We start from the raw sequence: 25,014 nt of genomic DNA on the forward strand, positions 1-25,014 counted from the left end.
GTGTCGCGGCGGATTCGAAGCCCGTCGCCCGGCCCACCGATCGGTGGATGGACCGTGCGGGAAGGCTCCCGACCTGGGTTGCGCCACCCGCCGGGCCCACCGACGATCACTGTGTGATCCGACTCCGAACCATCCGCAGTACCGGCCGCGGCCTTCGCCACCAGGAGACACGGCGGTGACCGGGCCGCTCGGGTGGCTGCTGCGCCGGCCGGAGGGCCCCGGGGCGCTGCGCAGCGCGGTCTGGGTGACCGTGGCCGGATGCACCGGCTTCTACGTCCTGACCTACGGCTTCCACCGGCCGGTCATGGGCCTGTACGCGATGTTCGGCGCGCTGCCGCTGGCCCTGTTCTCCCGGCTGCCGGGGTCGGCCCGGGACCGCACCGGCCCCCAGCTCGCGGCCCTGCCGGCCGGGCTGGTCATGGTCACCGCCGGGACCCTGCTCGCCGTCAGCACCTGGGCCGCGGCCCTGGGCCTGTTCGTGGTGAGCTTCGTGGTCTGCTTCCTGGGGGTCGGCGGCCCCCGCCTGGCGGGTCTGGCCCCCGCGCTGCAGCTCTACTACGTGCTCCCCTGTTTCCCGCCCTACGAGCCCCACACGCTCGGGCAGCGCCTGGCGGGCCTGACCATCGGCATCGTGCTGACCGTCCTCACCGACCGGCTGCTGTGGGCCGGCCCGCGGTCGGCCCCGTACCGGGTCCTGCTCGCCGAGGCGGTCGCCGCGCTGGCCGACTACTGCGAGGCGACCGTGGAGCTGCTGTCCGGCGACGCGTCCCCGGCCGGACACCAGGTGCGGGCGCAGGCGGTGGAGCGGACCTTCACGGCGACCGGGATGTCCAAGGTGCCCCAGGCCGAGCGCCCCACCTCGGTCTCCGTACGGGACCACGGCCTCCTTCAGACCCGGGCCGCCGCCCGGCACGTCCGCTACCAGCTCGACGACCTGGCCGAGGACGCGCTGGAGCTGAACCCCGCCGCCGCGCACCTGCTGGGCCGGACGGCGGCCGGTCTGCGGCAGGCTGCCCAGGGGCTGCGCTCGGGCGTCCCGGAGCCGGCGGACGACGCCCTGCACACCTCCCTCAAGGCCTTCCACGCCGAACGGCTGGGCTCGCTCACCGGGGCCACACCCGTCCGCCTGCGCCAGGACGCGGTCACCCGGGTGGCGGCCGAGAGCGCGCTGGTGGCCGACGAGGCGGCCCGGATCGCGCTCGGTGCCGCTCCCGGCGTCCACCGGCACCGCCCCGACGGCCCGTTCGGTTACGCCGTACTCCCCTGGTACACGCTGTGGTGGCGGCGGCTTCGCCTGCACCTGACCCCGCACTCGGTCCTGCTGCAGAACGCGCTGCGCACCGCGCTGGCCCTGGGCGGAGCGCGGCTGATCGTCGGCCTGCTGGACGTACCGCACGGCTTCTGGGTGCTGCTGGCAACGCTCAGCCTGATGCGCACCTCGGCCGCCGACACCCGGGCCGCCCTGGTGCCCGCGCTGATCGGGACGGCCACCGGGGCCGTGGTGGCCACCCTGCTGCTGCTCGCCGTGGGCCAGAACACCGCCTTCTACGCGGCGGCGACACCCGTCGTCCTGCTGGTGGGCTTCGCCGTGGGCAGTGTGCTCGGCCCGGCCTGGATCCAGGGCGCGATGACGCTGCTCATCGTGCTGCTCTTCACCCAGATCGAGCCGCCCGACGTGCACCTGCCGGCGATCCGGTTCCTCGCCGTGCTGGGCGGCGGCGGCATCGGGGCGGTGGCCGCCCTGCTCGCCTGGCCGCGCGGCGCTCGGGGTCAACTCCGGCACACCATCTCGGACTTCACGGTCCAGGGAGCCCGTACCGCGCGGGCGGTGACCGCCCGGCTCTGCCAGGGCGGCGCCGCGGACGAGGACCCGCTGCGGGCGGGCCACCAGGCCATGGCGCTGGCCCAGGCCGTCTATGTCCAGTACCGCGCCGAACGCCCCCGCTCCCCTGCCCCCGAGCCGCACTGGGAGAACGCGATGATGCCCGGTTACCAGTCCCTCACCGGCGGCGAACTGGTGCTCCTGGGCGCGAACGGCCGCTGCGGCCCGCTGCCGCCCGAGGCCGTCACCCACCTCACCGCCCTGGCCGACCGGACGGCGGCCGAGTGCCTGCGCGCCGCCGCTGTCCTGCGCGGGGAGGCCGAGCGGACGGCCCCGGCGGCAGCGCACGCCTACCCGGCCCAGGCCTCGCCGATCCTGCGCTGCGCCGTCCAGCAGGCCGCCGGCACACCGCCCCTGGACCTGCTGCTGATCGCCGACACCGAGGCCTGGCTCACCGCGGTCGCCCGCTCGGCCAGGCTGGGGCGCTGAACCGCTCGCCGAGGGCCGCGCGGGCCGGCCCTACGCCGGTGCAAGACGTCGGTCACCGCCGGCGGCGTACCCGGTCAGTGGCTGTTCTCGGTGGGGCGCAGGTCGGGTGGGATCAGGGTGCGGGCCAGGACGGCGGCGATCAGGGTCAGGGCGGCGGCCGCCAGGCAGGTGGTGACCAGGGCGTGGGTGTAGGCCGTGGCGATCACGGCCACCAGGTCCTCGCGCGCGGTGCCGGTGAGCGCGTCCGCGGCGTGGACGGCCTCGCCCACCGAGTCGTGCACCGCCTGCTCGGTGGGTGCCTCCAGGTGCAGGGACGGCAGGTTGTGGCGGTAGAGGGCGGTGGCGAGGCTGCCGAGGATGGCGACCCCCATGGCGGCGCCCAGTTCGTAGCAGGTCTCCTCGATGGCGGCGGCGCTGCCGACCTGGGCGACCGGGGTCGCGGCCATCAGGGTGACGGAGGCGACGGTGGTGGCCACGCCCACGCCGAGCCCGAGGACCGCCAGCGCGATGGCCATCAGCGGGTAGTCGACCTCGGTGAACCGCCGGAAGATCCACGGCAGGACCAGGCCCAGGGTCATCACGGCCAGGCCACCGCCCAGCACCTGACGGATGGGGAAGCGGTGCATCAGGGTCGGCGCGGCCACCGAGGCGGCGATCAGCGCGAGTGGAGCGGGCAGCAGCCGCACCCCGGCCTCCAGCGGGTCATAGCCCCGCGCGTACTGGAACCACTGGGTGACCAGGAACAGGACGGCGCCGATGGCGACCATGCCCAGGAAGATCGCGGTGGTGGCGATGCTGAACGAACGGTCGGTGAAGAGGCGCACCTCCAACAGCGGGTGAGCCAGGGTCAGCTGACGGCGCACGAAGACGGTCAGTGTGACGGCGGCCAGCGCCAGCAGTACCCAGGGCACCCAGTCGTCCGGTCCGCTCTTGCCGAGTTGCTTGATGCCGCCGGCCAGGGCGAGCATCCCGACGATCGACTGGCCCACTCCCCACCAGTCCCAGGTGCCCACGCGCGGGACACGGGACTCGGGCAGGAGCCACGCTCCGAAGGCGATGACGAGCAGGGCGGTGGGAATGTTGAGGAGGAAGGCGGAGTGCCAGCCGTAGTCCTGGACGAGCAGGCCGCCGATCACCGGGCCGAGTGCCATGCCACCGCCGAAGACCGCGGACCACACCGCGTAGGCGAAGGCCCGCTCGCGCGCGTCGGTGAACACCTCCCGCAGGATCGACAGGGTGGAGGGCATGATCGCCGCGCCGCCCACCCCCAGCAGGGCGCGGGCGGCGATGACGTGCCAGGCGGCGGTGGCGAAGACCGCCAGCAGCGAGGCGAGCGCGAAGACGGCGAAGCCGAGCAGGAGCAGGCGCTTGCGTCCCCACCGGTCGCCGAGCGCCCCGGCGGTCACCAGCAGGCCGGAGAGGACCAGCGCGTAGACGTCGATGATCCACAACTGCTCGACCGACCCCGGCTGGAGGTCGGCCACCAGCGAGGGGAACGCGACGTTGAGGATCGTGGTGTCCATCGCGATCAGCAGCAGACTCCCCGACAGGATCGTCAGGACGATCCACCGGCGTGGATCGGGAGCCGGATGCCGTGCCACGGACTGCGGGGCGGAGGAGGTGTCCACGCGTTCATCCCGTCAGTGCGTCCGGGGGGACGCTGTCACTCCCCGGCGACCGGGGCGTCCTGGGCCTGGTTGTAGAGGTCCTGGATGCGGTCGCCGAAGTAGGGGGCGAGCTGGTAGTCGAGCTTGTCGAAGTTGCCGATGCCGATCGAGTTGACGATCCCGACCCCGGTCTCCTCGTCGAAGCCGAGGAACCACGGACTGCCCCACACCTTGCCGACCGCCCCCGGGCAGTACAGCGCCTGCGGCAGGTGCGGGGCAGGCGGCGTGTTGGGGTCGTCGACCGAGCGGCCGCTGCAGTAGTAGAGCGCCTCGGGCTTCTGCGACCAGTACCCGAAGAGGTAGACGTTCGGGTGCGGGTGGATCACCTGGTTGAACGCCACGCCCTGGCCGCCGACCGTGTCCACCAGCGCACGGCCCGGCGGGATGCTGACCACGGTGGCCGCGCCGACGTCGTAGTTCTCGTCCACGTCCCGGTGCCACTCGGGCAGCGCGAAGAGCTGGGTCGCCATCCACAGGCCGAAGGGCGCGCAGCCGTCGTGGTAACCGGGCGCGAAGACCCAGCTGGTGATCGACGAGTCGATCAGGTCGGTGCAGGAACCCTTGGTGAGCACGACGCTCTTGTTGTGGCTCTGCACCGCTACGCCGTCGCACGCCACCGCGCCGATGACGGCGGGTGAGGTCAGGAAGACCGTGCCCAGGGTCTGGTTCACCAGCCCGTGCCCGTGCCACGGGCTGCCACCGTCCGGAAAGTCCCGCCGGCCGCTCGACGTGGGGGCCGGGCCGGTCACCGGCGCAGCGGCCGGGACGGCGGGCTGCACCAGCGTCGGCTCGCCCCGCCGGAGCGCCTGCCCGGCCGTACCCACCGACCGGAGCCGCGGCGAACGGGGCTCGGCGGTGAGGTGCCTGGCACCGCGCATCCGTTCGGGAGTCCAGAAGTCGGACAGCTGCCGCGGGTCCTGGCGCAGCGCGGCCACCCGGACCTCGCCGGGGGCGACGGCAGGCGCGACGGAGACGGTGGAGGCACCGGGTGCGGTGGGTACGGCCGCCCGGGCTCCCGCGGCCATCGGCAGTGCGGCGGCGGTGATCAGGGCCACTTGCAGCCCGATGGCCCGACGGGCCCGCGTGTGGAATCGCATGACCATCACGTCGGCGTCCACCGGACCGGACCTGATAGCCCGATGGGATTCAACCCGGAGAGTTCCGCGCCCGAATCAGCCGTCCGGTCCCCCGACCGGCCGACCCCCGACCGACCGGCGCGGCGGGAGGCTTGTGACGGCGACTCAGCGGCCGTCCCTTCCGGCGACCCGGGTAGCGCCCCCACACGGTCCGATCCGGTCCGTGGAGCCGATATCGAGCAGAGGACGTCGATTCCCATGCGTATCAACACCGTCGCGGCCTGCTCGGCGATCGCCCTGTGCGGCGCTCTCGCCCTGACCCCCGCCGCGGCCTCGGCCTGCGCGGCCAAAGGCGCGCCCAGCGGCGTGGCCAAGGTCTCGGTCCAACCGCGCACGGCCCACCCGGGACAGACCGTCACCGTCCTGGGCGCCTGTGCCAAGGGCCCCGGAGCGACGCTGAAGTCACTCACCTCCAACGCCGGAAACGTGAAGATCACCGACCGCGACCCGCAGCACATCCGCGGCACGCTGCGCGTCGACTTCGGCCCCAGCGACTACCACGTGGTCCTCGTCTGCGGCAACAGCCAGGGCGGCACGCTGCTCCCGGTCACCGCCGCGCCCGCGGCAGCCGCCGCGCCGCACCACCAGCACCGCGCGGGCTGCCACCTCGCCGTCCCGTACGGCGTGCGGGGCTGGCACTGCGCCCGGTAGCCACCGTCCCACCGACGTCGTCCTCGACAGGACCGCGCACGCCTGCCCGCCCGACGCTCCGACGCCGGCGGGCCCCCGATCCCGATCCCAGCCCCGGCCCCGAGCCACCCGAGCCGCCCGACCACTGCGGCCCGGGTGGCCGCGTTCGTCGCGCTGACCGAACCGCGGATCATCCTGCGCCCGCCAGTGTCTGACGGTCCGTCAATTCGAGTACCGCGACGCCGGCCTGGCGGCCATCCCCCGACCCTGCCGGTCACCGCCACCGCCGCGTCCGCGACGACGACCGCACCGCACCGCACCGCGTCCAGGGCGCGCGGGTCGGGTGCGCGGGTCCGGGCGTCCACCGATCGGCGGCCCGCGTTCCACCGGCCGGTCCACCGATCGGTGGATACGTCCGGTCCGCCGCCGGTTCCAGAGTGAACAGCACCGCGCACCCGCCGCCCGGGACAGGGCGTGGCAACCGGCGCAACCCCCACCCCTGCTGAAGGCGGGGGCATCCACGGAGGTACCACATGACGAACAAGCCGATCAGGTTCGGCGCGCGGATGGTCGCCCTGGGCGTGGCCGCCACCGCGGCCGTGTCCCTCGCCACGCTGCCCGCCGCCGCGGACAGCGGGCCCACCGTCGACCAGCTGATGGCGGACTGCGCCAGCGGCACCGGAAAGTGCACCTTCAACGACCCGGTCGTCAACAGCGCCTATCTCGGCGACTACCGCCAGGTCTCCGACACCCTCTACAACTGCAGCGCCTCACCCGCCACCCAGGGCCTGGGGTGGTCCGACAGCGTCGGCTCCTCCGACTCCCTGGACGTGTCCGTCACCGTCGGCGGCAAGATCGCGGGCATCGTCGAGGCGAGCGTGACGGCCAAGTACGGGCACACCTGGACCACCTCCCACACCGACAGCGGCTCCCTGGGCATGACCGTCCAGCCGGGCGAGGTGGGCTGGATCTCGCGCGCGCAGGTCATGCAGCAGGTCTCGGGCAAGTGGCAGACCCACTACGACAACCCGCACTGGGGCCACTACTACTGGTTCTGGAAGGACACGATCACCAGCCCCGCCCCGAACGGCACCGAGGGCGTCAGCAACGCGGTCGTCATCAAGAGCCGCCCCATGACCGCCGCCGAGAAGGCCTCCTGCGGCGCCGCGAACGCCCAGCTGGTCCACGGGCCCAACCTGCACCAGGACGAACCCTCCGGCCACGCCGGGTCCGCCGGCCCGCACGACACCACCCCGCAGCCCGGCGACGCACCTGTCGCGACGCCGCCGGCGGAGACCTCCACCAAGCAGTAGAAACGCGCCGGCCCGACCGTCACGCCCGGTGCGGCGTCAACCGCTGCCCCGGGCGTGGCGTCGGTCACCGGTGCTTCAGCCCGGCGCCGGTGGGTCGGCTGGTGGACGGCGCGGGTGCCGCCGTGGCGGGGTCGCCGGTGCCGCCACGGCGGGGCAGCACGACGGTCACCACGGTGGCCAGCACGAACACCGCGCAGCCCAGCAGGGCGGCCATGGTGTAGCCGGCGTCGGAGGGCAGCGCGTGCCCGGCGGCGGTGTGGGCCTGGAGCACCACGGCGCTCAGCGCGCTGCCGATCGCGTAACCGACGTAACGCAGCACCTGGTTGAAGCTGATGGCACTGCCGGTCTCCTGCGCGGGGACCGAGCCGACGATCAGTGCGGGCATCACGGCGAAGGTGCAGCCGACGCCGAGTCCGGCGATCCCCATGGCGAGGAACAGTTCCCACAGGCCGCTACGGGCGAAGCCGAAGGCCGCCAACGACGCGAGGGAGACCACGCAGCCGACGGGCAGCACGAACCGCATGGAGGTGTGCCGGGCCAGGACCGGTGCCAGCTTGCTGGCGGCGACGCTGGTGACCGAGAAGGGCAGCAGGACCAGGCCCGTGACGACCACCGAGGCGCCGAAGCCGTAGCCGGCGCCGGTCGGCGTCTGCGCGAAGCGGGTGACCAGCGACATCAGCAGGTACATACCGACGCCCGCGATCAGGCCGGTCACGTTGGCGGTCAGCACCGTCCGGTTGCGCAGCGTCCGCAGGTCGACCAGCGGGTGGGCGGTGCGCAGCTCGTGCGTGCTCCACACGGCCAGCAGCACCAGCGCGACCGCCAGCAGCCCGAGCAGGCGGGCCGACGCCCAGCCCCAGGACTGCCCCTCGCTGAGGGCCAGCAGCAGTGCGGCCAGGGCCGCGCCCAGGAGCAGCGCGCCCAGGGTGTCCAGCCGCCGTGCGGGCAAGTGTCCGGAGTGCGGCAGGACGATCGCGGCGACGACCAGGGCGACGGCGCTGATGACCGCACCGAACCAGAAGCCGCCGTGGATGCCGAAGAGCTGCGTGATCAGTCCGGTCAGCGGGTAGCCGAGGCCGACCCCGGCCACCGTGGTGATCGAGAGCATCGCCACAGCGGGGCGCGAACGCTCCGCGGGCAGGCTGTCCCGCGCGGTGGCGATGGCCAGCGGGACCAGGCCCAGCCCGGCGCCCTGGAGCGCCCGCCCCACCAGGAGGAAGGGGAAGCCGAGCGGGAGGGCCGCCAGCAGGCTGCCGACCAGGACGACGGCGGCCGAGCCCAGCATCACCGCACGGCGCCGGGGCCCGTCGCCCAGCCGTCCGACGGTGGGCGTGGCGACCGCTCCGACCAGCATCACGATGGTCAGCGACCACTGGGCGTCGGCCAGCGACACCTTGTCGGCCTGGGCGATGCGCGGAACCAGCGGTGCGCCCAGGCTGCTGATCACCGCGACCACCATGCCCAGGAACACGAGCACCGGCACCAGTGCCCGCTCGCGCGGCGTGGCGTGTGCGAGACGCGTTTCCATGGCGCTCCTCCTCTGTCATCAAACGATGTCAGCAGATGATGACATCAACTGATGACACAAGTGTACGCGCCACCGCACCAGGGCCGGAAGGCGGCACCGGGACGGACCCCGAGCAACCCGGCCGTCCCCCGATCGGTGGTGCGGGGATCAGCCGCCCAGCGGGCCGTTCCGCCGACCCGCGCGGGGCACTCCGGGTGCCAGGCTTGACCGAACTGCCGCCCGTGCGCTGCCCGTTGTGGGCACCCGAGGCGCGCCGCCCGGCCCTGCGCCGGTGCCGTCGGCCCTCCGGGCAGCCCCCACCGCCACCAGCCCGCGTCTGGAGTGCCCGTGTTCCGCCCCTACCGCGACCTGTTCACCCACCCCGGCACCAAGCCGCTGGTCGCCGCGGGCCTGATCGCTCGGGCGCCACGCGCGATGACCGGCATCGCCATCCTCGCCATGGTCACCCAGCGCACCGGCGACTACGCCCTGGCCAGCGCCGAGTGCGCCACCTACTCCCTCGCCTGCGCGCTGCTGGCACCGCTGGTCTCCCGGCAGGCCGACCGGCACGGACAGCGCCGGGCCGCCCGGCCCGCCCTCGCCCTCGCGCTGACCGCCCTCGCCGTCCTGGCCGGGTGCAACTGGTCGGGCGCACCGGCCTGGACGGCCTTTCCCTGCGTGGCCGTGGCCGGCACGATGCCCGATGTCGCCGGGATGATCCGGTCCCGCTGGACCGCGCTCTACCGGGGCGACCCGAGACTGCACACCGCCTTCTCCGTCGAGTCGGTCTCCGACGAACTCACCTTCATCGCCGGCCCGATCTGCGCCCTGACCCTCGCCACGCTCGTCTTCCCCGAAGCGGGCCTGCTCTGCGCGATGCTCTTCGCCCTGGTCGGCGTCTGGGCCGTCACCGCCCAGCGCCGCACCGAGCCCGAGCCCGTGGCCCGGCCCACGACGGAAGGACGGGCGGGATCGGTGGCCCGCAACCACGGCCTACAGGTGCTGGTGCTCTCCTTCATCACCTTCGGGAGCATCTTCAGCTCGACCGAGGTGATCACGGTGGCCTTCGCCACCGAACGCGGGCACCCGGCCGCGGCCTCCTACGCACTGGCCTGCTACGGCGTCACCAGCTGCCTGGCCGGTCTGGTGGTGGGCGCCCTGCATCCCCGGTCCGCGCTGCCGGTGCGGCTGCTGACGGGCTTCGCGGTGCTCACCCTGAGCACGGTGCCGCTGGTGTTCGTGCACAGCCTGCTCACCCTGGCAGCCGTGCTGCTGCTGACCGGGGCGTGCATCTCGCCCACCATGATCACGGCGAACCTGCTGGTGCAGCGGCTGGTGCCGGCCTCCCGACGCAACGAGGGGCTCACCCTGCTGCTCTCCGGCCTGAGCATCGGCCTGGCCGCCGGCTCCGTGGTGGGCGGCTGGGCCGTGGTCCACCTGGGTGCCGGCCACGCCTTCGTGGTGCCCATCGGCTGCGCGTTGTCCGCGCTGCTGACGGTGCTGGCCGGCCAACGCACCCTGCGCCACAACCAGCGGGCGGAGGACGACCCGCCGCGACGCGCGGGCGCGACCCACGCCGAGCAGCGCGTCAGCTGCCGACCCGGCCGAAACGAAGGAGCGCACCACGGATGACGTCCTCCCCCAGCCTCTGGTGGCCCGGCGCGGACCGCGGCTGCCGATGGGCGTGGACGCGATCGGCGCGGTGGTCCTGGTCCCCGAGCACGGCAGGCTGCGGGCGCCGGCCGGCGCGGGCGCCGGGGTGGCGGCCGGCCAGGTGATGGACGGCCTGCCGGCCCTGCACGAATCGAACCGCCCGGCCGTGGATCTGCACCCGCTCGTAGGGGGCCGCCGGGCCACCGCACGCGGCGGCGACCTGAGGCCCTGGGTGCCGTCCTCCCCCGGTCGATCGGCCGATCGGCCGATCCGGGCCCCGGGTGCGGCGTCCTAGGGTCGGTCGTGGCGGTGGACATGCTGCACCCGGGTCCGCCGCCGCGGGACGGTCCAGGACCGCCCACTGGCCATCAACTCCGATGTACAGAACCGAAGGAGGCGAGTCGCATGGCCGACGTCTCACACCACACGAGTGACCTCTCCACCCACCCCGACGTGTCGGAGATGCGGGCCCGGTACGCGCGCATGCTGGACGGGCCGCAGGGAGTAGCTGTCGACGGGCTGGTCTTCCTGACCGGCCTCTACCTGGCGATCTCGGCGTGGGTGGTGCACTTCAACGCCACCAGCCCCGAGCTGACCGCCTGCAACCTGATCGTCGGCCTCGGGGTCGCCGCTCTCGGGATCGGGCTGACCGTGGCACCCGCCCGGATGCTCGGTCTGACCTGGGCCACGGCACCGGCCGGCCTCTGGCTGATCGTCTCCCCGTGGATCGCCACGGCGGGCCACCACGCCTCGGCCGGCATGATCTGGAACAACGTGATCGTCGGCGCCCTGACCTGCGTGCTCGCCCTGATCGCGACCCGCATGGTGCGCGGCGCGGGCGAGCCGGGCTCCGGCGGCGGCCGCGCCGCCCGCCGGGGTTGATCCGCACCGCGACCGTGGGCCCGGGCCGTCTGCCAGCAGACGGCCCGGGCCCCGTCACGCCGCCCCGCCACGACCGCCCGCACCGCAGTGGTCCTCCCCGAGACCGGGGTACTGGGGGCGTTGGGCCGCGCGCTGGTGGGCATCTGGGCGATCACCGCCCTGCGCGCCACCGAGCCGGCCCCGGCCGACCCGCGAGCGGCCGGCCCGCCGCACGCGAGCGGACCCGGTACGCGTGACGCGTACCAGGTCCGCCTCGTCGGAACGGGTCACTGACCGGTCATCAGCTCCCGGGTGCGGGAACCACAACCACGGGGCAGCGGGCGTGATTCAGGCAGTACCGGCCCACCGGCCCCGCCGGCGCACCGGCGAAAGCGTGCCGGCCCCGGCTGCCGCCCAGGACCAGCAGGTCGGCGCCGTGGGCCCGGGCCAGCAGCTCCTCGGCGGCGTGGCCCAGCAGCACGCTCTGCCGGACCACGACCGGCGGCCGGTCCCCGGCCACCTCCGCGACGGCCCGGGCCAGTGTCCGCCCCGCCTCCCGGTCGCAACGGGACTCCGGTCGAAGCGTGACCACCCCGTACATCGTCGGGTAGATCCAGCAGGTCACCGCCTCCAGGACGGCCCCGGTCAACCGCGCCTGGTCCAGCGCCCAGCGCAGCGCACGGCGCGAGGGCGGCGAACCGTCCACGCCGACCACGATCCGGCGTTCCTGGGAGCAGTCGACGGCGCACGCGGTCTCGGCGGTCATCGCCGCCGCCCTTCCGCCGGCCGACCCTGCCCCGGTGGCACCGCGACGTCGGTGTCCGTGGGGTGGACGAGCAGGACCGGGCAGTGCGCGTGCTTCAGGCAGTACCGGCCGACCGAGTGCCGGTGCGGCCGCAGGCCGTGGCCGCCCTCCCCCAGTACCAGCAGGTCGGCACTGTCGGCCGCACAGTCGACCAGGACCGGGCCCGGGCTGCCCCGGACCACCTCCGGCTCGACCGCCAGGCCGTCGCCGCGCTCGCCGACGGCCTGGGCGCAGGCCTCGGCCAGCGTGCTGCCGGCCGCCTCGGTCCAGATCCGCCGGTACTCCGGCGGCGAGGGCCAGCGCGCCTCGGCGGCCTCGCCGCCGGGCGGCACCAGGGCCAGCACCGGCCGCAGCGGCACGCCGTGCCGCTCGGCCTCCTGCGCTCCTAGGCGCAGGGCCGCCAGGCTCCCGGCCGATCCGTCGACTCCGACGATCACCTGTCGCACCGTCCTGGACATGGCTGCCACCTTCCTTCTTCGCTGTCGGCATCCGCTCGGACGCGGCCGGGCCGGACTCCACCGGCACTCGGCGCTGACGAGCGGACACGGCCAACGCTAGGAGGGCCGGGTCTGCTCCCAGGTCCCCCGACCGGTGGGCCGGGCGGTGGAGGCCGGCGGGCGGACGGGCAGCAGGACAGCGAAGGGCATCTGTGGGCGGAAGGCCGACGCCACCGGCACCACGGGCAGTTCACCCCGGTGCGCGGCCCGCTGCACGGCCCGCTCGGCAACCGCGTGCGGGCGCCCGATCCCGGGCAGGCGTCGACCCGATCCGGAGCGGACTCAGCGGACCCCACCTCCCCTGGCGGATCGGCCGATCGTCGGACAGACCCCGGCCCTCGCGGCTCCTAGCGTGGTGAGTGACCCCGCGGACGACGACAGTCCCGGGGCCCGTCGATGGCAGGACCTCTAGGTTGGGAGAGCAGGATGTCGGTACTCGTGAAGCGCGTGGTGGTCGGGGTGGACGGCTCCCAGGGCAGCCTGGCCGCACTGAAGCAGGCCGCCTACGAGGCGATCCGCCACCGCGCCGTGCTCTGTCCGGTCCTGGCCTGGGAGCTGCCGGGCGGCGAGGTGCTGCCCTCCTCGCAGCCGAGCCCGTTCCCGGCCTTCGCGGACGTGTGCCGGCGCTCGGAGCAGGAGGCCGAGGAGCGTCTCGCGGCCGCCTGCGACACCGTCCTCGCGCAGATCCCGGAGAGCCTGGACATCTGCCCCCGGGTGCTGCGGGCCCAGCCGGGACCGGCCCTGGTCGCCTGCTCGCGACGGCCCACCGACATGCTCGTGGTGGGCGTCGGCGGCCACCGCCGCGGCTACCACCTGCGCCACCGTTCGGCCCGCCGGCACTGCCTCAAGCACGCCAAGTGCCCGGTGCTGGTGGTGACTCCGGATGAGCACGCCACGCCGGCCCCGGGCAGCGACCGTACCGCGACACGCAGCTCCATTCGCGAGCTGCCGGTGCCCATGAGGCTTCGGTAGGCCCGGGCCCGGCCCGCGAGAAACCCCGACCGAACGGAAGTGGAAGAGCAATGAGCAGCACCATCACCCGCGTTGTCGTCGGCGTCGACGGTTCGAAGGACTGCCTGCCCGCGCTGCGGCAGGCCGCCGAGGAGGCCCGCCGCCACCACGCCGAGTTCGAGCCGGTCATCATCTACTCCTCCGTCCAGGGCGACTACGTCGACCGGCGGTGGCCGCCGGAGGGCCCGATGGCCAGGCAGCTGCACGACCAGGCCTACCGGAAGCTGATGGCGTGCTGCGACCGCGCCGTCGGCGGCCTGCCGGACGACCTGTCCTGCACACCCACCGCAGCGCTCGGGTCGGTCGCCCCGCTGCTGGTCAGCGCGGCCCGGGGGGAGGACGTGCTGCTGGTGCTGGGCGGCTGCCCGCACGGACCGGTGCACCGGCTGCTGAAGGGCTCGGTGAGCCGCTACTGCGTGCGGCACTGCACCGGCCCGGTCCTGCTGGTGCCACCCCAGGACCCGAGCCTGGCGCCGCCCCAGGACCCGACCCAGGAGCTGGCTCAGGACCTGGCGACGGAGCAGCACGCGCGCAGCTGACCTGTGGGCCCCGTGTCCACCGAATGGCGCAGCCGTCCGTCCTCCGGCCCGAGCCGGGGCGCGACCGTGTGCCAGCCTGGCGGAAGGACACCGCTCACCGCCACGACCGGCGCAGCACCGAGAACACCGTCGCCCCACCCCCCGACTCGCCCGTCGAGAGGTACCCGATGAGCCGGACGCCGGAAGAGCCGGCCCACGCCGAAGGCGCCGCCGCACAACGCGGCGAGCAGCCGACCGGTCCGGCCCGCGCCGCGTTGGCGGCGCTGGCCTTCGAGTCCGCCCCCACCGGCCTCGCGGTGCTCGACGCGACCGGACGCGAACGCGCCGCGAACCAGCAGTGGGCCGCGCTGCTCGGGCCGGGCCCCGACACCCCGGACGGCTTCGTGTGGACCGAGCGCCTGCCCGCCGCCGTACGCGACGCGGCGCGCGCCACCGTGGAGCACGCCCGCAGCCAGGGCCGGGGCGCCGTGGCCGGTCGACTGCTCGCCGTGCCGACCGGTGCCGCCGGCGGACGGACGCTGCTGCTCAACGTTCGGGCCACCGCCACGCCGGGCCTGTGCGTGGCCGAGGTGGACGAGGTGACCGAGGAGGTCGCCGAGCGGCGGCTGCAGCTGCGCCTGGCGCTGGAGATCGCCTCGATGGCCGCCTGGAGCATCGACCTGGCCACCGGGGAGGACCGCTGGTTCGCCGGTTCGGACGAGCTCTTCGGCCTGCGATCGCAGCGCTCCCACATCCGCGACCAGTTACTGGCGGCGTTCGCGCCCGAGCACCAGGACACGATCGCGCCCACCTTCGCCCGGGCGGCCCTGGACGGTGACGGTGTCTTCGGGACCCGGTTCGCGATGACGGACGACGCCGGGCGCCGCCGCTGGATGCGGGTCGACGCCCGGGTCCACCAGCTGGGCCGGCCGCCGCACCGCTGGCTGATCGGCGTCACCCGGGACATCACCGACGAGACGACCCGTCGCAGCGCCCTGGAGGAGCGGCTGGCGGCCGAGGCGGAGCGCTCGGCGCAGATCGAGGAGGTGGCCACCGCGCTGCTGTCGGCCTCCACCGCGGGCGACGTCGCCTCGGCCGTCACCGACCGCTTCCACCAGGGGCTCGGGGCGATCGGCGCCCTGGTGCTGATCCCGGAGAACGGGCTGCTGCGGCCACTGGCCACCTCCGGCGCCGGAGCGCGGGCGGGCGAGGCGATGGACGGGCTCCCGGTGGACTCGGCCGTGCCGGCCTCCCAGGTGATCCGCAACGGCGTGCCGTACTTCGTCCGCTCGCACGAGGAGTTCCGGGCGCTGAGCGAGGGCGACCCCTACGACCTGCTGGCCGTGACCGCCGCCCGGTCCTGGGCGATGCTGCCGCTGTGGCGCGGCGACCGGCTGCCGGGCGCGCTGATCCTGGGCTACGCCGAACAGCACAGCTTCCGGCCCGAGGAGCGCACCCTGCTGCTGGCGCTGGCCGGCCTGACCGGCCAGGCGCTGGAGCGCTCGGCCCTGGTGCAGCAGCGGATCGACCTCGCGCAGGCCGTGCAGCACGTCCTGATGCCCGAGGAGTTGCCCCAGCTGCCCGGGCTGCGGCTGGCCGCGCGCTACACGCCCGCCGGCGACGGCATCGCGGTCGGCGGCGACTGGTACGACGCCTTCCTGCTGCCCGACGGCCGCTACGGCCTGAGCATCGGCGACGTCGAGGGCCACGACGTGCAGGCGGCCGCGACCATGGGCCCGGTCCGCACCGCCCTGCGCGCCTACGCGCAGACCGAGCCGAGCCCGGGGCAGGTGCTGGCCGCCACCAACGAACTGCTCTGCGCGCTGGGCGGCAGCTACTTCGCCACCTGCACCTACCTGGTGATCGACCCCGCCCGCAACATGCTGAGCGCGGCCACCGCCGGCCACGTGCCGGGCATCCTCGGCCACACGGACGGCGCCACCCGCCTGCTCGCCCCACCGCCGGGGCCGCCCCTGGGCGTCCTGCCCAGCGCCGACTACCCCACCGTGCAGCACTCGCTCGCCACGGTGTGCTGCCTGGTGCTGCTCACCGACGGGCTGGTGGAAGGACCGCAGATCGATCTGGACGCGGGGCTGGCGCTGGCCTGCGAGACGGTCGGCGCGCACCGGCACAGCGATCCCGAGGTGCTGGCGGCGGCCCTGCTGCGGGCCTCGCGGCTGACCGGGCACCTCGACGACGCCAGCCTGCTGGCCGCCCGGTGGGACCCACCGGGCGGCTAGAGGCGGCCACCCCGCCGGGAAGCGGGGTGGCCGTGAACCTGCCTATCGTGAAGGCCACGGATGCCACGAGGCGGAAGGCGGTGTCAGGGTGTCCACTCCCCCTACCCAGGTGACGGTGGTGGTGGCCGACGACCACCCGGTCTACCGCGAGGGCATCGCCCGCGGCCTGCAACTGAGCGGGCAGATCACCGTGCTGGCCGAGGTGGGCGACGGGCAGGCGGCGCTCGCGGCGATCCGTGAACTGCGCCCGGACGTGGCCCTGATCGACTACCGGATCCCCGAACTCGACGGTATCGCCGTCATCCACGCGGTCGTCCGCGACAAACTCCCCACCCGCACCCTGCTGCTGTCGGCCACCACCGACAGCGCCGTGGTGTTCCGGGCGCTGGAGGAGGGCGCCAGCGGCTACCTGGCGAAGGACGCCAAGCGCTCCGAGATCGTCGAGGCCGTGCTCAAGGTGGCCCGCGGCAAGCAGGTGGTGGCCGAGGACCTGACCGGCGGCCTGGTCGACGAGATCCGTATCCGCGCCGACCGCGAGACGGTGGTGCTCACCGAACGCGAACGCCAGGTGCTGCGCGGCTTCGCCCAGGGTCAGAGCATCCCGCAGCTCGCCGCCGAGCTGTACCTGGGCGCGAGCACGGTCAAGACGCACACCCAGCGGCTCTACGAGAAGCTCGGCGTCTCCGACCGGGCCGCCGCGGTGGCGGAGGCGATGCGGCGCGGCCTGCTGGAGTGACCAGCAGGGCCTGGGGGGTGAACAGTCGGCGGAGTGGTCCGCCATCCCGATAGAAGTATCGATCTCTCCACGAAGGTAGAACGATACTTCTGCTAGCGTCGAGTCATGACGACGAACGTTCCCGGAGCACCGCGCGAGCGGATCCTGGCCGCGGCGATGAGGCTCTTCTACGCCCAGGGAGTGCGGGGCGTGGGCATCGACCAGCTGATCCGCGAGTCGGCGGTGGCGAATGCGACCTTCTACCGGCACTTCCCCTCCAAGGACGAGGTGGTGCTCGCCTATGTGCGCGAGCACGACCGGCTCTTCCGCGAGGCCGCCGCGGCGGCGGTGGCGGCGCGCCCGCCGCGGGAGGCCGTGGCGGCCCTGTTCGAGGGGATCGCGGAGCAGTTCTGCGAACCGGGCTTCCGCGGCTGCCCGTTCATCAACGCCGCCGCCGACTACCCGGACCCGGGGCACCCGGTCAGCCAGGCGATCCAGGAGCACATGGACTGGTTCCGCGCCCAGCTCGTGGAGCTGCTCACCGCCGCCGGCCACCCGGACGCCGAGGGCGCGGCCGACACCCTGCTGATCCTGCGCCACGGCGCGATGAACCACAGCCGCTTCGCCACGCCCCGGGCCGCGCGCAGCGCGCTGCTCGCGGCGGTGGCCACCGTCCTCGACCAGTGCCCGTCCGGGGCCCGCACGGGAGCCGGGGCACCCTGACCCAGGCGTGCGGCCCGCGAACCGTGGGTTCGCGGGCCGCACACGGGCCAGGGGCCCGCCCTTCAGCTGAGCGACACGGGCCTAACGCTGCCCGCCGCCCGGACGCCTGCGGGCCCTGGTGGACCGGACGATGAGCGAGCCCAGCGCCAGGAGCGCGACCGCGGCGGTGCCGGCGGCGATCACCTGGGCGCCGGTGGTGGCAAGGGCGCCGCCGTGGCCGTGGTCCGAGGCGTGGGGCGCCTCGGGCACCCCGGGACCGCTGCCGAGCTGGGCGACGGGCTGGACGGCCGGCACGGCGCCGGGCTCGTGCCCGTGACCGCTCTCATGGTGGCCACCGGGCTCGGTCGCCGGGCCGGGGGCGGGGTGCTTTCCGTCCCCGTCACCGGGAGGCCGGCCGTGATCCCCGCCGGGGTGGTGGCCGTCGCCGTCACCGGGCTGTCCGGGGCAGCCGCCGTGGTCGTGGTCCTCGCAGGGGGTGCAGGCCACGACGGTGAGGGTGTTGCTGGTGGCGGTGACACCGGTGCCGTCGGGGGTGGTGCCGGCGGCGGTGGCGGTGTCGGTGATCTTCCCGGCCGTGACGTCGGCCGCGGTGGTGGTGTAGGTGGCGGTGCAGGTGGTGGAGGCACCCGGCGCCAGGGTGGTGACCGGGCACGTGACGGCCGGGCTGCCCGGCGCCGCATCCGTGACGGCGAGTGAACTCAGCGGCAGGTTACCGGTGTTGGTGACGGTGAAGGTGTAGTGCAGGGCCTGTCCGGCGGCGGAGTAGGCGGTCTCCTGGACGGCCTTGACGATCTTCAGGCCGGCGTACGGCACCGTCACCGTGTTGCTGGTGGAGGTCAGGTTCTGGCCGTTCGGGGTGGTGCCGGTCACCTGCGCGGTGTCCACCACCTTGCCGGCGGCCACGTCGGCGTCGGTGGTGGTGTAGGTCGCGGTGCAGTCGACCGAGGCGCCGGGGGCGAGCGGACCGGCCGGGCAGCTGACGGTCGGGGTGCCGGGGCCGTTGTCCACCACGGTGATGCCGGTCAGCGGCTGGGCGCCGTTGTTGGTCACCGTGTAGGTGTAGCTGATGGTCTGTCCGGCGGCGGTGAACTGGTCCTGGGCGGCCTTCTTGGTCACCGCGATGGCCACCAGGGGCGTGACGACCTTGTTGCTGGTGGTCGTGACCGTCTGGCCGCCGGTGTCGGTACCGGTGGCCTGGCCCTGGTCGGGGATGCTCTTGGCCGTGACGTCGGCCGCGGTGGTGGTGTAGGTGGCCTGGCAGGTGGTGGACTGGCCGGGCGCGAGCTGGTTGGTGCCGCAGCCCGAGACGGTGACGCCGGGCGTCAGGTCGGTCACCGTGACGTTGGTCAGCGGGATCTGGCCGGTGTTGGTGACCGTGTACGTGTAGTTGATCGTCTCGCCCGGGGCCTGGAAGTTCGGCTGGACGGCCGACTTGGTGATGGTCAGGGCGCGCAGCGGGACGGTGACCTGGTTGCTGGTGGCGGTCACGCTCTGGCCCGCGATGGTGCCGGTGAGGTTCGCGGTGTCGACGATCTTCCCGGCCGTGGCGTCGGCGGCGGTCGCGGTGTAGGTGGCGGCGCAGTCCTCGGAGGCGCCGGGCGCGAGGGTGGCCTCCGGGCAGGTGACGGCCGGCGTGCCGGGGCCGGTGTCGGTGACCGCGACGTTCGTCAGCGGCACCGGGGCGTTGTTCGTCACGGTGTAGGTGTAGTGGATCGTCTGGCCCGCGACGAACGAGGCTTCGGCGGCCTTCTTGGTGATCGCGGGGGCGGGGGCGGTGACCAGCACGGTGGTGGTGCAGCCAGTGGTGGTCGCGCAGGTGCCGCCGGCGATGGTGGGAGCGACGTCGTTGGTCAGCGTGAAGTTGCCGGTGTCGGGGTTGTTGACCCGCACCTGGTAGGTCACCGTCACGGTGGACCCGGCGGCGGGCGGTGCGGTGAGCGTGCCCGACCAGGTCAGGGTGTTCCCACTCACGCCGGCGGTTCCGGAGCTGGCGGTGACGGAGCCGGGCACGATCGTGCCGTCGGTCAACACGGCCGACAGGTCGTCACTGAAGCCCGCGGCGGTGGCGGGGTTGGTGCCGGTGTTGGTGACGGTCTCGGTGTAGGTGAGGACCGCCCCCTGGTTCACCGGGCCGGTCGGGGAGACCGACTTCGCCACGGTGTAGGAGGTGCCGGCCGGCAGGTTGCAGTTCCCGCTGTCCTGCGTGGCGGAGGCGCCGTAGAAGGAGTTCCCCGTGTTGGCGACGACGGTGGTGGGGATTGTCGCGGTCGAGGAGGCGGTCGGGATCGAGTTCAACGTCTCGATGGTGCCGTTCGCGCGGAAGACGTAGACGTTGCCGCCCGACTGGGCCAGACCGTACGTGGAGCCCGGCACGCTGCCGATCTCGGTGATCGTGTTGTCCGGGTGGATGCGGAAGTAGGAGGTCGGGTTCTGGAAGAACGAGTCGAACGCGGCCCCGAGGATGTCGCCGTCGGGCAGGGTGACGAAGTCGCCCGAGGAGACGAGTGTGGCGGGGTAGGAGGCACCGAACAGCGTGCTCACCCCGGTGGTCGGGTTGACCGTCCAGATCTCGTTCGAGAGGAACGACCCGATCAGCAGGCTGCCGTCAGGCCGGGCGCTCAGCGCGTTGAAGGCGGATCCGACGGCTGCGGCCGGACCGGTGATCACCACCGAGGCCGTCTCCGCGCCGGTGGTCGGGTTGATCGTGTACAGCACCGGCGGGCTGGCCTGCCAGGTCACCCCGTACAGCGTGGTGCCGTCGGCACTCCAGGCGATGTCCCCGTAGTCGCGCGCCAACGGCACGCTGGCCAGCTGCGTACCGGTCGGGCTGTACTCGAAGAGGTGGTCGTTGCCACCGCCGCTGTTGGCCCAGAGCGGCACCGGCTGGCAGGTCAGGGCCCGGGTCCCGGACTTCGTCTGCGCACCGTCCGCGGACAGGGCCACGGCGGTCCTGGCAGCGACCGCACCCCGCGCGGGGAGGGCCAGTGCCGCACCTCCTCCCCAGCCCGCCGTCATGCCGATGAGCGCCAGCCCGATCACCGCGGCGAAGCCGCCGCGGGACCGGTGGCGTCTGCGCTGTGCCATGCCGTCTCCGTTTCAGTCGAGCGACACGGCCGCGGCCGCACGCCAGAGCACCGCTCACGAATTGTGACTTTATGAGCACCATACGTAGTCGCCTGGGGGTCGGCCCGCCCGGTGGTCCAAGCGGTCCCACCCCGTCGGAACCGCGGATGGGCCACCCGGCTGCATGGCGGACCCCTTCGCGTGGCGCCCCCAACTCCGCGTCCCCCAGCCTGGTATCGCTAGGCGGGCGGCACACCTACCGGCCGGCCCGGCCGCGCAGCCCCCACACCTCTCCCCCGCAAGGACACCCATGAGCACGCTCACCCCGTACGAGACACTTGAGCCGAACGAGGACCAACTCGTGGCCGAGATGATCGAGGCCATGCACCACCAGCAGGAGCACGACTTCCCGCCGGGTGCCACGGGTCGCGCCGCCCACGCCAAGCACACCGGACTGGTGAAGATCACCTTCGCCGTCGAACCCGACCTGCCGCCCGCGCTCGCCATCGGCGTCTTCGCCCAGCCGCGCAGCTACGAGGGCTGGCTGCGCTTCTCCAGTGGCAACGGCAAGCCGCAGTCCGACGGCGTGAAGGACCTGCGCGGGGCGGCCATCAAGCTGCACGACGTGCCCGGCGAGCGCATCCCCGAGAGCGACGAGCCCACCACCCAGGACTTCATCCTGCTCAACACCCCGGCCATCCCCCTCGGCACGGTCAAGCTGTTCCACGGCGTCATCACCCTCGGCCAGGCCAAGTTCGCCGCCAAGATGCTCCCCACCCACCCACACGTCGTCGCGGGCCTGGCCAAGGCGGTCATCACCCCCACCTCCCCCGCCGACATCCCCTACTGGAGCAACACCGCCTCCCTGCTGGGCCCCGACCAGGTCGTCAAGTACGTCCTCCTGCCCACCTCGACCTACACCAGTCCCAAGCGCGAGAAGCACGACGACTACTACCTCAGCGACCACCTCCAGGAGCACCTCTCCCAGACCGAGGCCACCTTCGACTTCATGGTCCAGGTCCGCACCGACCCCGACACCATGCCCGTCGAGGACATCGCTGTCCGATGGAGCGAGGAGAAGGCACCGCTCGTGAAGGTCGCCACCGTCACGATCTCCCAGCAGGAGTTCCGGACCGCCGAGCGCAACCAGCTCGCCGAGGAACTCACCTTCAGCATCGCCCACGCCCTCCAGGTCCACCGCCCGATCGGCGCGGTGGCCCGCGCCCGGATGCGCATCTACGGCGGCATGGCCGCCTGGCGCCAGCAGCGCGACCAGCGCACCAAGACCACCTGATCGGGGACCACCTGATCAGGGCACCCACGCGGGTGCTCCTCACCCTCCCGTCCCCTCCAGTGAGGAGCACCCGCGTGGACCTGCCGCACCGTCGCCCCACCGGTCGCCCCACCGCTCGCCGGGCCGTGCTGGCCGGGCTGGGAGCAGCGCTCACCACGGCCGTCACCACCGCCGTCACCACGCGCCCCGCTGCCGCGGCGATCCGCCTCGCCGGAGCCCTCGGGCAGCAGCCCGACGCCGGCGGCGCCGTGAAGCGCCAGCTGCGGGGGCTGTGGATCTCCTCCCTGGACAACATCGACTGGCCACGGCATCGCGGGCTGAGCGCGGAGCAGCTCCGGGCCGACTACCTCGCCCTGCTCGACGAGGCCCGCGCGATCGGGTTCAACGCGGTGTTCGTGCAGGTCCGTCCGACCGCGGACGCGCTGTGGCCCTCACCGTTCGAGCCGTGGTCGCAGTGGCTGACGGGCACTCAGGGCCAGGACCCGGGCTGGGATCCACTGGGTTTCATGGTCCGGGCCACCCATGAGCGCGGGCTCCTGTTCCACGCGTGGTTCAACCCGTTCCGGGTCGCGATCCAACCGGACCGGGCCGAGCTGGTCCCCGGCCACCCAGCCCGCCGCAACCCCGACTGGGCGGTCGTCTACAACGGCGAGATCTACTACAACCCCGGCATCCCCGCCGTCCGTGAGTTCGTCCAGCGGGCGATCATGGACGCCGTGGTCCGCTACGACATCGACGGCGTCCACTTCGACGACTACTTCTACCCGTATCCCGGCCGGCACGACTTCCCCGACGCCGCGGCGTTCGCCGCCCACGGAAAGGGCTTCACCCGGCGGGCCACCTGGCGCCGCAACAACATCGACCTGATGGTCCAGCAGACCCGCGACCTGGTGCGGGCCGCCCGCCCCGAGGTGATCTACGGCATCAGCCCCTTCGGCGTCTGGCGCAACAAGACGTCCGACCCGCGCGGCTCCGCCACCGCCGCCCTGCAGAGCTACGACCAGCAGTACTGCGACACCCGCGGCTGGGTGCGCAAGGGCTGGGTCGACTACATCGCGCCCCAGCTCTACTGGTACCTCGGTTACGCCCTCGCCGACTACGCGGCTCTCGCACCCTGGTGGGCCGCGCAGACCGCCGGCACCGACACGCAGCTGTGGATCGGCCAGTCCGCCTCCCGCCCCGGCGCGCCCGAACGTCCCGCCGCCTGGCAGGACCCCGCCGAGCTCTCCCGGCACCTCGCCCTCAACGCCACCCTGCCCGCCATCGGCGGCGACATCTTCTTCAGCGCCCGCAGCGTCCAGATCGACCGGATCGGCGCGATCAGGAGGCTGGCCGCCGACCACTGGGCACGCCCGGCCCTCAACCCGCTGCTCCCCCGCCTCGCGCACGCCACCCCGCCCGGGCCGCCCCTGCTGTGGCCCACCGCCGGCCTGCACGGGCTGCGGATCGCACCGTGCCCCGGGACCGGGCGCACCCCCCAGCCGTTCCAGTACGCCCTCTACCGCTACGACAGCGACCCCGGAGCCACCCCGCCCGCCGACCCCGCCCGCCTGACGGCCCTGCTGCCGGCCCTCACCACCGACCGCCACCGGCCACCGCCCGGAACCCCGGGCGCCTGGTACGCGGCCACCGCCGTCGACCGCGCCGGACGCGAAAGCCCGACCAGCGCACCCCTGTGGCTGCCCGCCGGCTGAGTCGGCGCCGTCGACCGCGTGCTCAGGTGCGGACGTGCTGCTCGATGTCCTCGCGGAAGCGGGCGAGGGCCTGCTCGGTCAGGGTGGGGCGGGTGTCCGCGATCGCGCTCAGGTAGTCCTCGGTGCCGGCCAGGACGCCCGTGCGCTGGGTGACCTCGCGCTCGAACGCGCGTTGGGCGCCCTTACGGGCGGCCGACTCGATGTCGGCCGGGGTGAACATCTCGCTCGCCGGGACCAGTTGGTCGAGGTCGACCCGCTCGGCGGCCGGCCCCAGGTAGCGGCGCCAGATCTCGGCGCGCGCCTCGGCGTCAGGAGGGCCGACGGGCAGGATGTAGTCGAACCGCCCGGGCCGCAGGAAGGCCGCGTCCAGGGTGCGCAGCGAGTTGGTGGCGCAGACCAGCAGCCGGTTGTCGTCGTCGCGGAAGGTGGGGATGAGCTTGAGCAGTTCGTTGGTGACGCCGTGGCCGGGGTCGACCGCGGTGCCCGAGCGGGCGCCGGCGATCTCCTCGACCTCGTCGATGAACAGCAGCACGCTCTCCAGCTCGGCGAGATCGGCGAAGGCCTCGCGCAGCGAGGCGGCCAGCCCGCCCGGCCCGGCGGCCATCCGCGAGGGGAACAGCTCGACGAAGGGCCAGCGCAGGCGCGAGGCGACCGCCTTCGCGAAACTCGTCTTCCCCGTGCCCGGCGGTCCGAAGAGGATCACGGCCTTCGGCAGCGTCACCCCGTAGCGCTCGGCGACCTCGGGCTCGGCCAGCGGCAGCACGATGCGTTTCTCGATGGCCTCCTTGGCCTCCCGCATCCCGGCGAGCTGATCCCACATGCCGCCGGGCATGACCCGTCCGCCGAGTTCGGCCAGCAGGCCGGCGTCCCCGGGCCCCAGGTGTTCCAGCTTCTCGTAGTAGACCAGCCCGTCCACCCGGCGGTAGCCGGAGTGCTCCAGCGCGGTCGTCCCGGTTGACCCCGGCTCCAGCACAGCACCGATGCGACGCACGCCCGAGCCGCGCAGCCGTCGCTCGATCTCCGCGATCAGCGCACTGCCCAGGCCCCGGTGGCGCCAGGATCCGTGCAGCGCGATCAGCAGGATCCAGCCCCGTTCGGCCTCGACCCGGGCCACGGCCATGCCCACCAGTTCCCCGCCGACCAGGGCGACCACGGCCGGGTGGCCGCCGCGGGCCGACACCATGACCTCGGAGACCGGGAACACCGGGGTGGACAGGTCACTGTGCCGGCCCTGGTCCCACAGCTGGATCGCCTGGTCGAGGTCGTCGTCGTGGAAGTCCCGCAACCGCCACACGGACATCGCCCACTCCTCTCAGCGCTCCGCCCCGGTGGCCGCACCGACGCCGCAGGACTCCAGGTTCCGCCGCGCGACCGCG

General features: G+C 73.7%; 21 protein-coding genes. 14 read left to right on the plus strand and 7 right to left on the minus strand.

Annotated features, from left to right (window positions below):
• Positions 1-175: 175 nt before the first annotated feature.
• Entirely contained in the window at positions 176-2,311 is a 2,136-nt protein-coding gene (locus ACFZB9_RS18755) for an FUSC family protein (protein WP_391448433.1), read from the plus strand.
• Between the two features lie 74 nt (positions 2,312-2,385).
• On the opposite strand, the gene ACFZB9_RS18760 is transcribed toward ACFZB9_RS18755, so the two are convergent.
• Positions 2,386-3,939 (minus strand): MFS transporter, encoded by a 1,554-nt coding sequence (locus tag ACFZB9_RS18760; protein ID WP_391448435.1) that lies wholly within the window; start codon positions 3,937-3,939, stop codon positions 2,386-2,388.
• A 35-nt stretch (positions 3,940-3,974) separates the two neighbouring features.
• Positions 3,975-5,075, minus strand: a complete 1,101-nt coding sequence (locus ACFZB9_RS18765; protein WP_391448437.1) for a hypothetical protein — start codon at positions 5,073-5,075, stop codon at positions 3,975-3,977.
• A gap of 237 nt (positions 5,076-5,312) precedes the next feature.
• Between ACFZB9_RS18765 and ACFZB9_RS18770 the strand changes: the two genes are divergently transcribed.
• Positions 5,313-5,765, plus strand: a complete 453-nt coding sequence (locus ACFZB9_RS18770; protein ID WP_391448439.1) for a hypothetical protein — start codon at positions 5,313-5,315, stop codon at positions 5,763-5,765.
• Positions 5,766-6,277: 512 nt separating this feature from the next.
• Positions 6,278-7,057, plus strand: coding sequence for a hypothetical protein (locus tag ACFZB9_RS18775; protein WP_391448441.1), 780 nt, complete (start codon positions 6,278-6,280; stop codon positions 7,055-7,057).
• 64 nt (positions 7,058-7,121) lie between these two features.
• Here ACFZB9_RS18775 and ACFZB9_RS18780 read toward each other — a convergent pair whose 3' ends face one another.
• A complete protein-coding gene (locus ACFZB9_RS18780) occupies positions 7,122-8,585 on the minus strand; it encodes an MFS transporter (protein ID WP_391448442.1) in 1,464 nt (487 codons plus the stop codon).
• A 327-nt stretch (positions 8,586-8,912) separates the two neighbouring features.
• Between ACFZB9_RS18780 and ACFZB9_RS18785 the strand changes: the two genes are divergently transcribed.
• The 4 genes from ACFZB9_RS18785 to ACFZB9_RS18800 all read left to right on the plus strand — a co-directional run bounded on the left by ACFZB9_RS18785 (position 8,913) and on the right by ACFZB9_RS18800 (position 11,372).
• The gene (locus ACFZB9_RS18785) at positions 8,913-10,196 is read left to right on the plus strand and encodes an MFS transporter (RefSeq protein WP_391448444.1); all 1,284 of its coding nucleotides are present in this window, start codon (positions 8,913-8,915) and stop codon (positions 10,194-10,196) included.
• Positions 10,197-10,215: 19 nt separating this feature from the next.
• The gene (locus tag ACFZB9_RS18790) at positions 10,216-10,512 is read left to right on the plus strand and encodes a hypothetical protein (protein WP_391448446.1); all 297 of its coding nucleotides are present in this window, start codon (positions 10,216-10,218) and stop codon (positions 10,510-10,512) included.
• Positions 10,513-10,622: 110 nt separating this feature from the next.
• Positions 10,623-11,099, plus strand: a complete 477-nt coding sequence (locus ACFZB9_RS18795) for an SPW repeat protein (protein ID WP_391448448.1) — start codon at positions 10,623-10,625, stop codon at positions 11,097-11,099.
• Positions 11,100-11,186: 87 nt separating this feature from the next.
• Entirely contained in the window at positions 11,187-11,372 is a 186-nt protein-coding gene (locus tag ACFZB9_RS18800; RefSeq protein ID WP_391448449.1) for a hypothetical protein, read from the plus strand.
• A gap of 7 nt (positions 11,373-11,379) precedes the next feature.
• Here ACFZB9_RS18800 and ACFZB9_RS18805 read toward each other — a convergent pair whose 3' ends face one another.
• Both ACFZB9_RS18805 and ACFZB9_RS18810 read right to left on the minus strand, forming a co-directional pair.
• Positions 11,380-11,844 (minus strand): universal stress protein, encoded by a 465-nt coding sequence (locus ACFZB9_RS18805; RefSeq protein WP_391448450.1) that lies wholly within the window; start codon positions 11,842-11,844, stop codon positions 11,380-11,382.
• Positions 11,841-12,341, minus strand: coding sequence for a universal stress protein (locus ACFZB9_RS18810; RefSeq protein WP_391448451.1), 501 nt, complete (start codon positions 12,339-12,341; stop codon positions 11,841-11,843). Before ACFZB9_RS18810 ends, ACFZB9_RS18805 begins: the two co-directional genes overlap by 4 nt.
• A 465-nt stretch (positions 12,342-12,806) precedes the next feature.
• Between ACFZB9_RS18810 and ACFZB9_RS18815 the strand changes: the two genes are divergently transcribed.
• The 5 genes from ACFZB9_RS18815 (at position 12,807) to ACFZB9_RS18835 (ending at position 17,587) form a co-directional block, all read left to right on the plus strand.
• A complete protein-coding gene (locus ACFZB9_RS18815; protein ID WP_391448453.1) occupies positions 12,807-13,352 on the plus strand; it encodes a universal stress protein in 546 nt (181 codons plus the stop codon).
• 50 nt (positions 13,353-13,402) lie between these two features.
• Positions 13,403-13,930: a universal stress protein gene (locus ACFZB9_RS18820; RefSeq protein WP_391448454.1), complete on the plus strand. Its 528-nt coding sequence runs from the start codon at positions 13,403-13,405 to the stop codon at positions 13,928-13,930.
• 167 nt (positions 13,931-14,097) lie between these two features.
• Positions 14,098-16,149: a SpoIIE family protein phosphatase gene (locus tag ACFZB9_RS18825; protein ID WP_391448455.1), complete on the plus strand. Its 2,052-nt coding sequence runs from the start codon at positions 14,098-14,100 to the stop codon at positions 16,147-16,149.
• An 88-nt stretch (positions 16,150-16,237) separates the two neighbouring features.
• On the plus strand, positions 16,238-16,885 hold the full coding sequence (locus tag ACFZB9_RS18830) for a response regulator (RefSeq protein ID WP_391448456.1): 648 nt from the start codon (positions 16,238-16,240) through the stop codon (positions 16,883-16,885).
• Positions 16,886-16,990: 105 nt separating this feature from the next.
• The gene (locus tag ACFZB9_RS18835) at positions 16,991-17,587 is read left to right on the plus strand and encodes a TetR/AcrR family transcriptional regulator (protein WP_391448458.1); all 597 of its coding nucleotides are present in this window, start codon (positions 16,991-16,993) and stop codon (positions 17,585-17,587) included.
• A gap of 81 nt (positions 17,588-17,668) precedes the next feature.
• Here the strand turns inward: ACFZB9_RS18835 and ACFZB9_RS18840 are convergent, their stop codons facing one another.
• Entirely contained in the window at positions 17,669-20,671 is a 3,003-nt protein-coding gene (locus ACFZB9_RS18840; RefSeq protein ID WP_391448460.1) for a CARDB domain-containing protein, read from the minus strand.
• 289 nt (positions 20,672-20,960) lie between these two features.
• Here ACFZB9_RS18840 and ACFZB9_RS18845 point away from each other — a divergent pair, with 289 nt between their 5' ends.
• Positions 20,961-21,944: a hypothetical protein gene (locus ACFZB9_RS18845; protein WP_391448461.1), complete on the plus strand. Its 984-nt coding sequence runs from the start codon at positions 20,961-20,963 to the stop codon at positions 21,942-21,944.
• 74 nt (positions 21,945-22,018) lie between these two features.
• Entirely contained in the window at positions 22,019-23,638 is a 1,620-nt protein-coding gene (locus ACFZB9_RS18850) for a glycoside hydrolase family 10 protein (RefSeq protein WP_391448463.1), read from the plus strand.
• Positions 23,639-23,660: 22 nt separating this feature from the next.
• Here ACFZB9_RS18850 and ACFZB9_RS18855 read toward each other — a convergent pair whose 3' ends face one another.
• On the minus strand, positions 23,661-24,938 hold the full coding sequence (locus tag ACFZB9_RS18855; RefSeq protein ID WP_391448465.1) for an ATP-binding protein: 1,278 nt from the start codon (positions 24,936-24,938) through the stop codon (positions 23,661-23,663).
• Between the last annotated feature and the right edge of the window lie 76 nt (positions 24,939-25,014).

This window comes from Kitasatospora sp. NPDC008050, assembly GCF_042957465.1.
Classification (GTDB): Bacteria; Actinomycetota; Actinomycetes; order Streptomycetales; family Streptomycetaceae; genus Kitasatospora.

Coding starts and splice junctions, on each gene's coding strand:
- ACFZB9_RS18815 (WP_391448453.1), top strand. CDS start 12,807: ATGTCGGTACTCGTGAAGCGCGTGGTGGTCGGGGTGGACGGCTCCCAG.
- ACFZB9_RS18840 (WP_391448460.1), bottom strand. CDS start 20,671: ATGGCACAGCGCAGACGCCACCGGTCCCGCGGCGGCTTCGCCGCGGTG.
- ACFZB9_RS18835 (WP_391448458.1), top strand. CDS start 16,991: ATGACGACGAACGTTCCCGGAGCACCGCGCGAGCGGATCCTGGCCGCG.
- ACFZB9_RS18770 (WP_391448439.1), top strand. CDS start 5,313: ATGCGTATCAACACCGTCGCGGCCTGCTCGGCGATCGCCCTGTGCGGC.
- ACFZB9_RS18825 (WP_391448455.1), top strand. CDS start 14,098: ATGAGCCGGACGCCGGAAGAGCCGGCCCACGCCGAAGGCGCCGCCGCA.
- ACFZB9_RS18780 (WP_391448442.1), bottom strand. CDS start 8,585: ATGGAAACGCGTCTCGCACACGCCACGCCGCGCGAGCGGGCACTGGTG.
- ACFZB9_RS18855 (WP_391448465.1), bottom strand. CDS start 24,938: ATGTCCGTGTGGCGGTTGCGGGACTTCCACGACGACGACCTCGACCAG.
- ACFZB9_RS18805 (WP_391448450.1), bottom strand. CDS start 11,844: ATGACCGCCGAGACCGCGTGCGCCGTCGACTGCTCCCAGGAACGCCGG.
- ACFZB9_RS18775 (WP_391448441.1), top strand. CDS start 6,278: ATGACGAACAAGCCGATCAGGTTCGGCGCGCGGATGGTCGCCCTGGGC.
- ACFZB9_RS18765 (WP_391448437.1), bottom strand. CDS start 5,075: ATGCGATTCCACACGCGGGCCCGTCGGGCCATCGGGCTGCAAGTGGCC.
- ACFZB9_RS18795 (WP_391448448.1), top strand. CDS start 10,623: ATGGCCGACGTCTCACACCACACGAGTGACCTCTCCACCCACCCCGAC.
- ACFZB9_RS18845 (WP_391448461.1), top strand. CDS start 20,961: ATGAGCACGCTCACCCCGTACGAGACACTTGAGCCGAACGAGGACCAA.
- ACFZB9_RS18810 (WP_391448451.1), bottom strand. CDS start 12,341: ATGTCCAGGACGGTGCGACAGGTGATCGTCGGAGTCGACGGATCGGCC.
- ACFZB9_RS18820 (WP_391448454.1), top strand. CDS start 13,403: ATGAGCAGCACCATCACCCGCGTTGTCGTCGGCGTCGACGGTTCGAAG.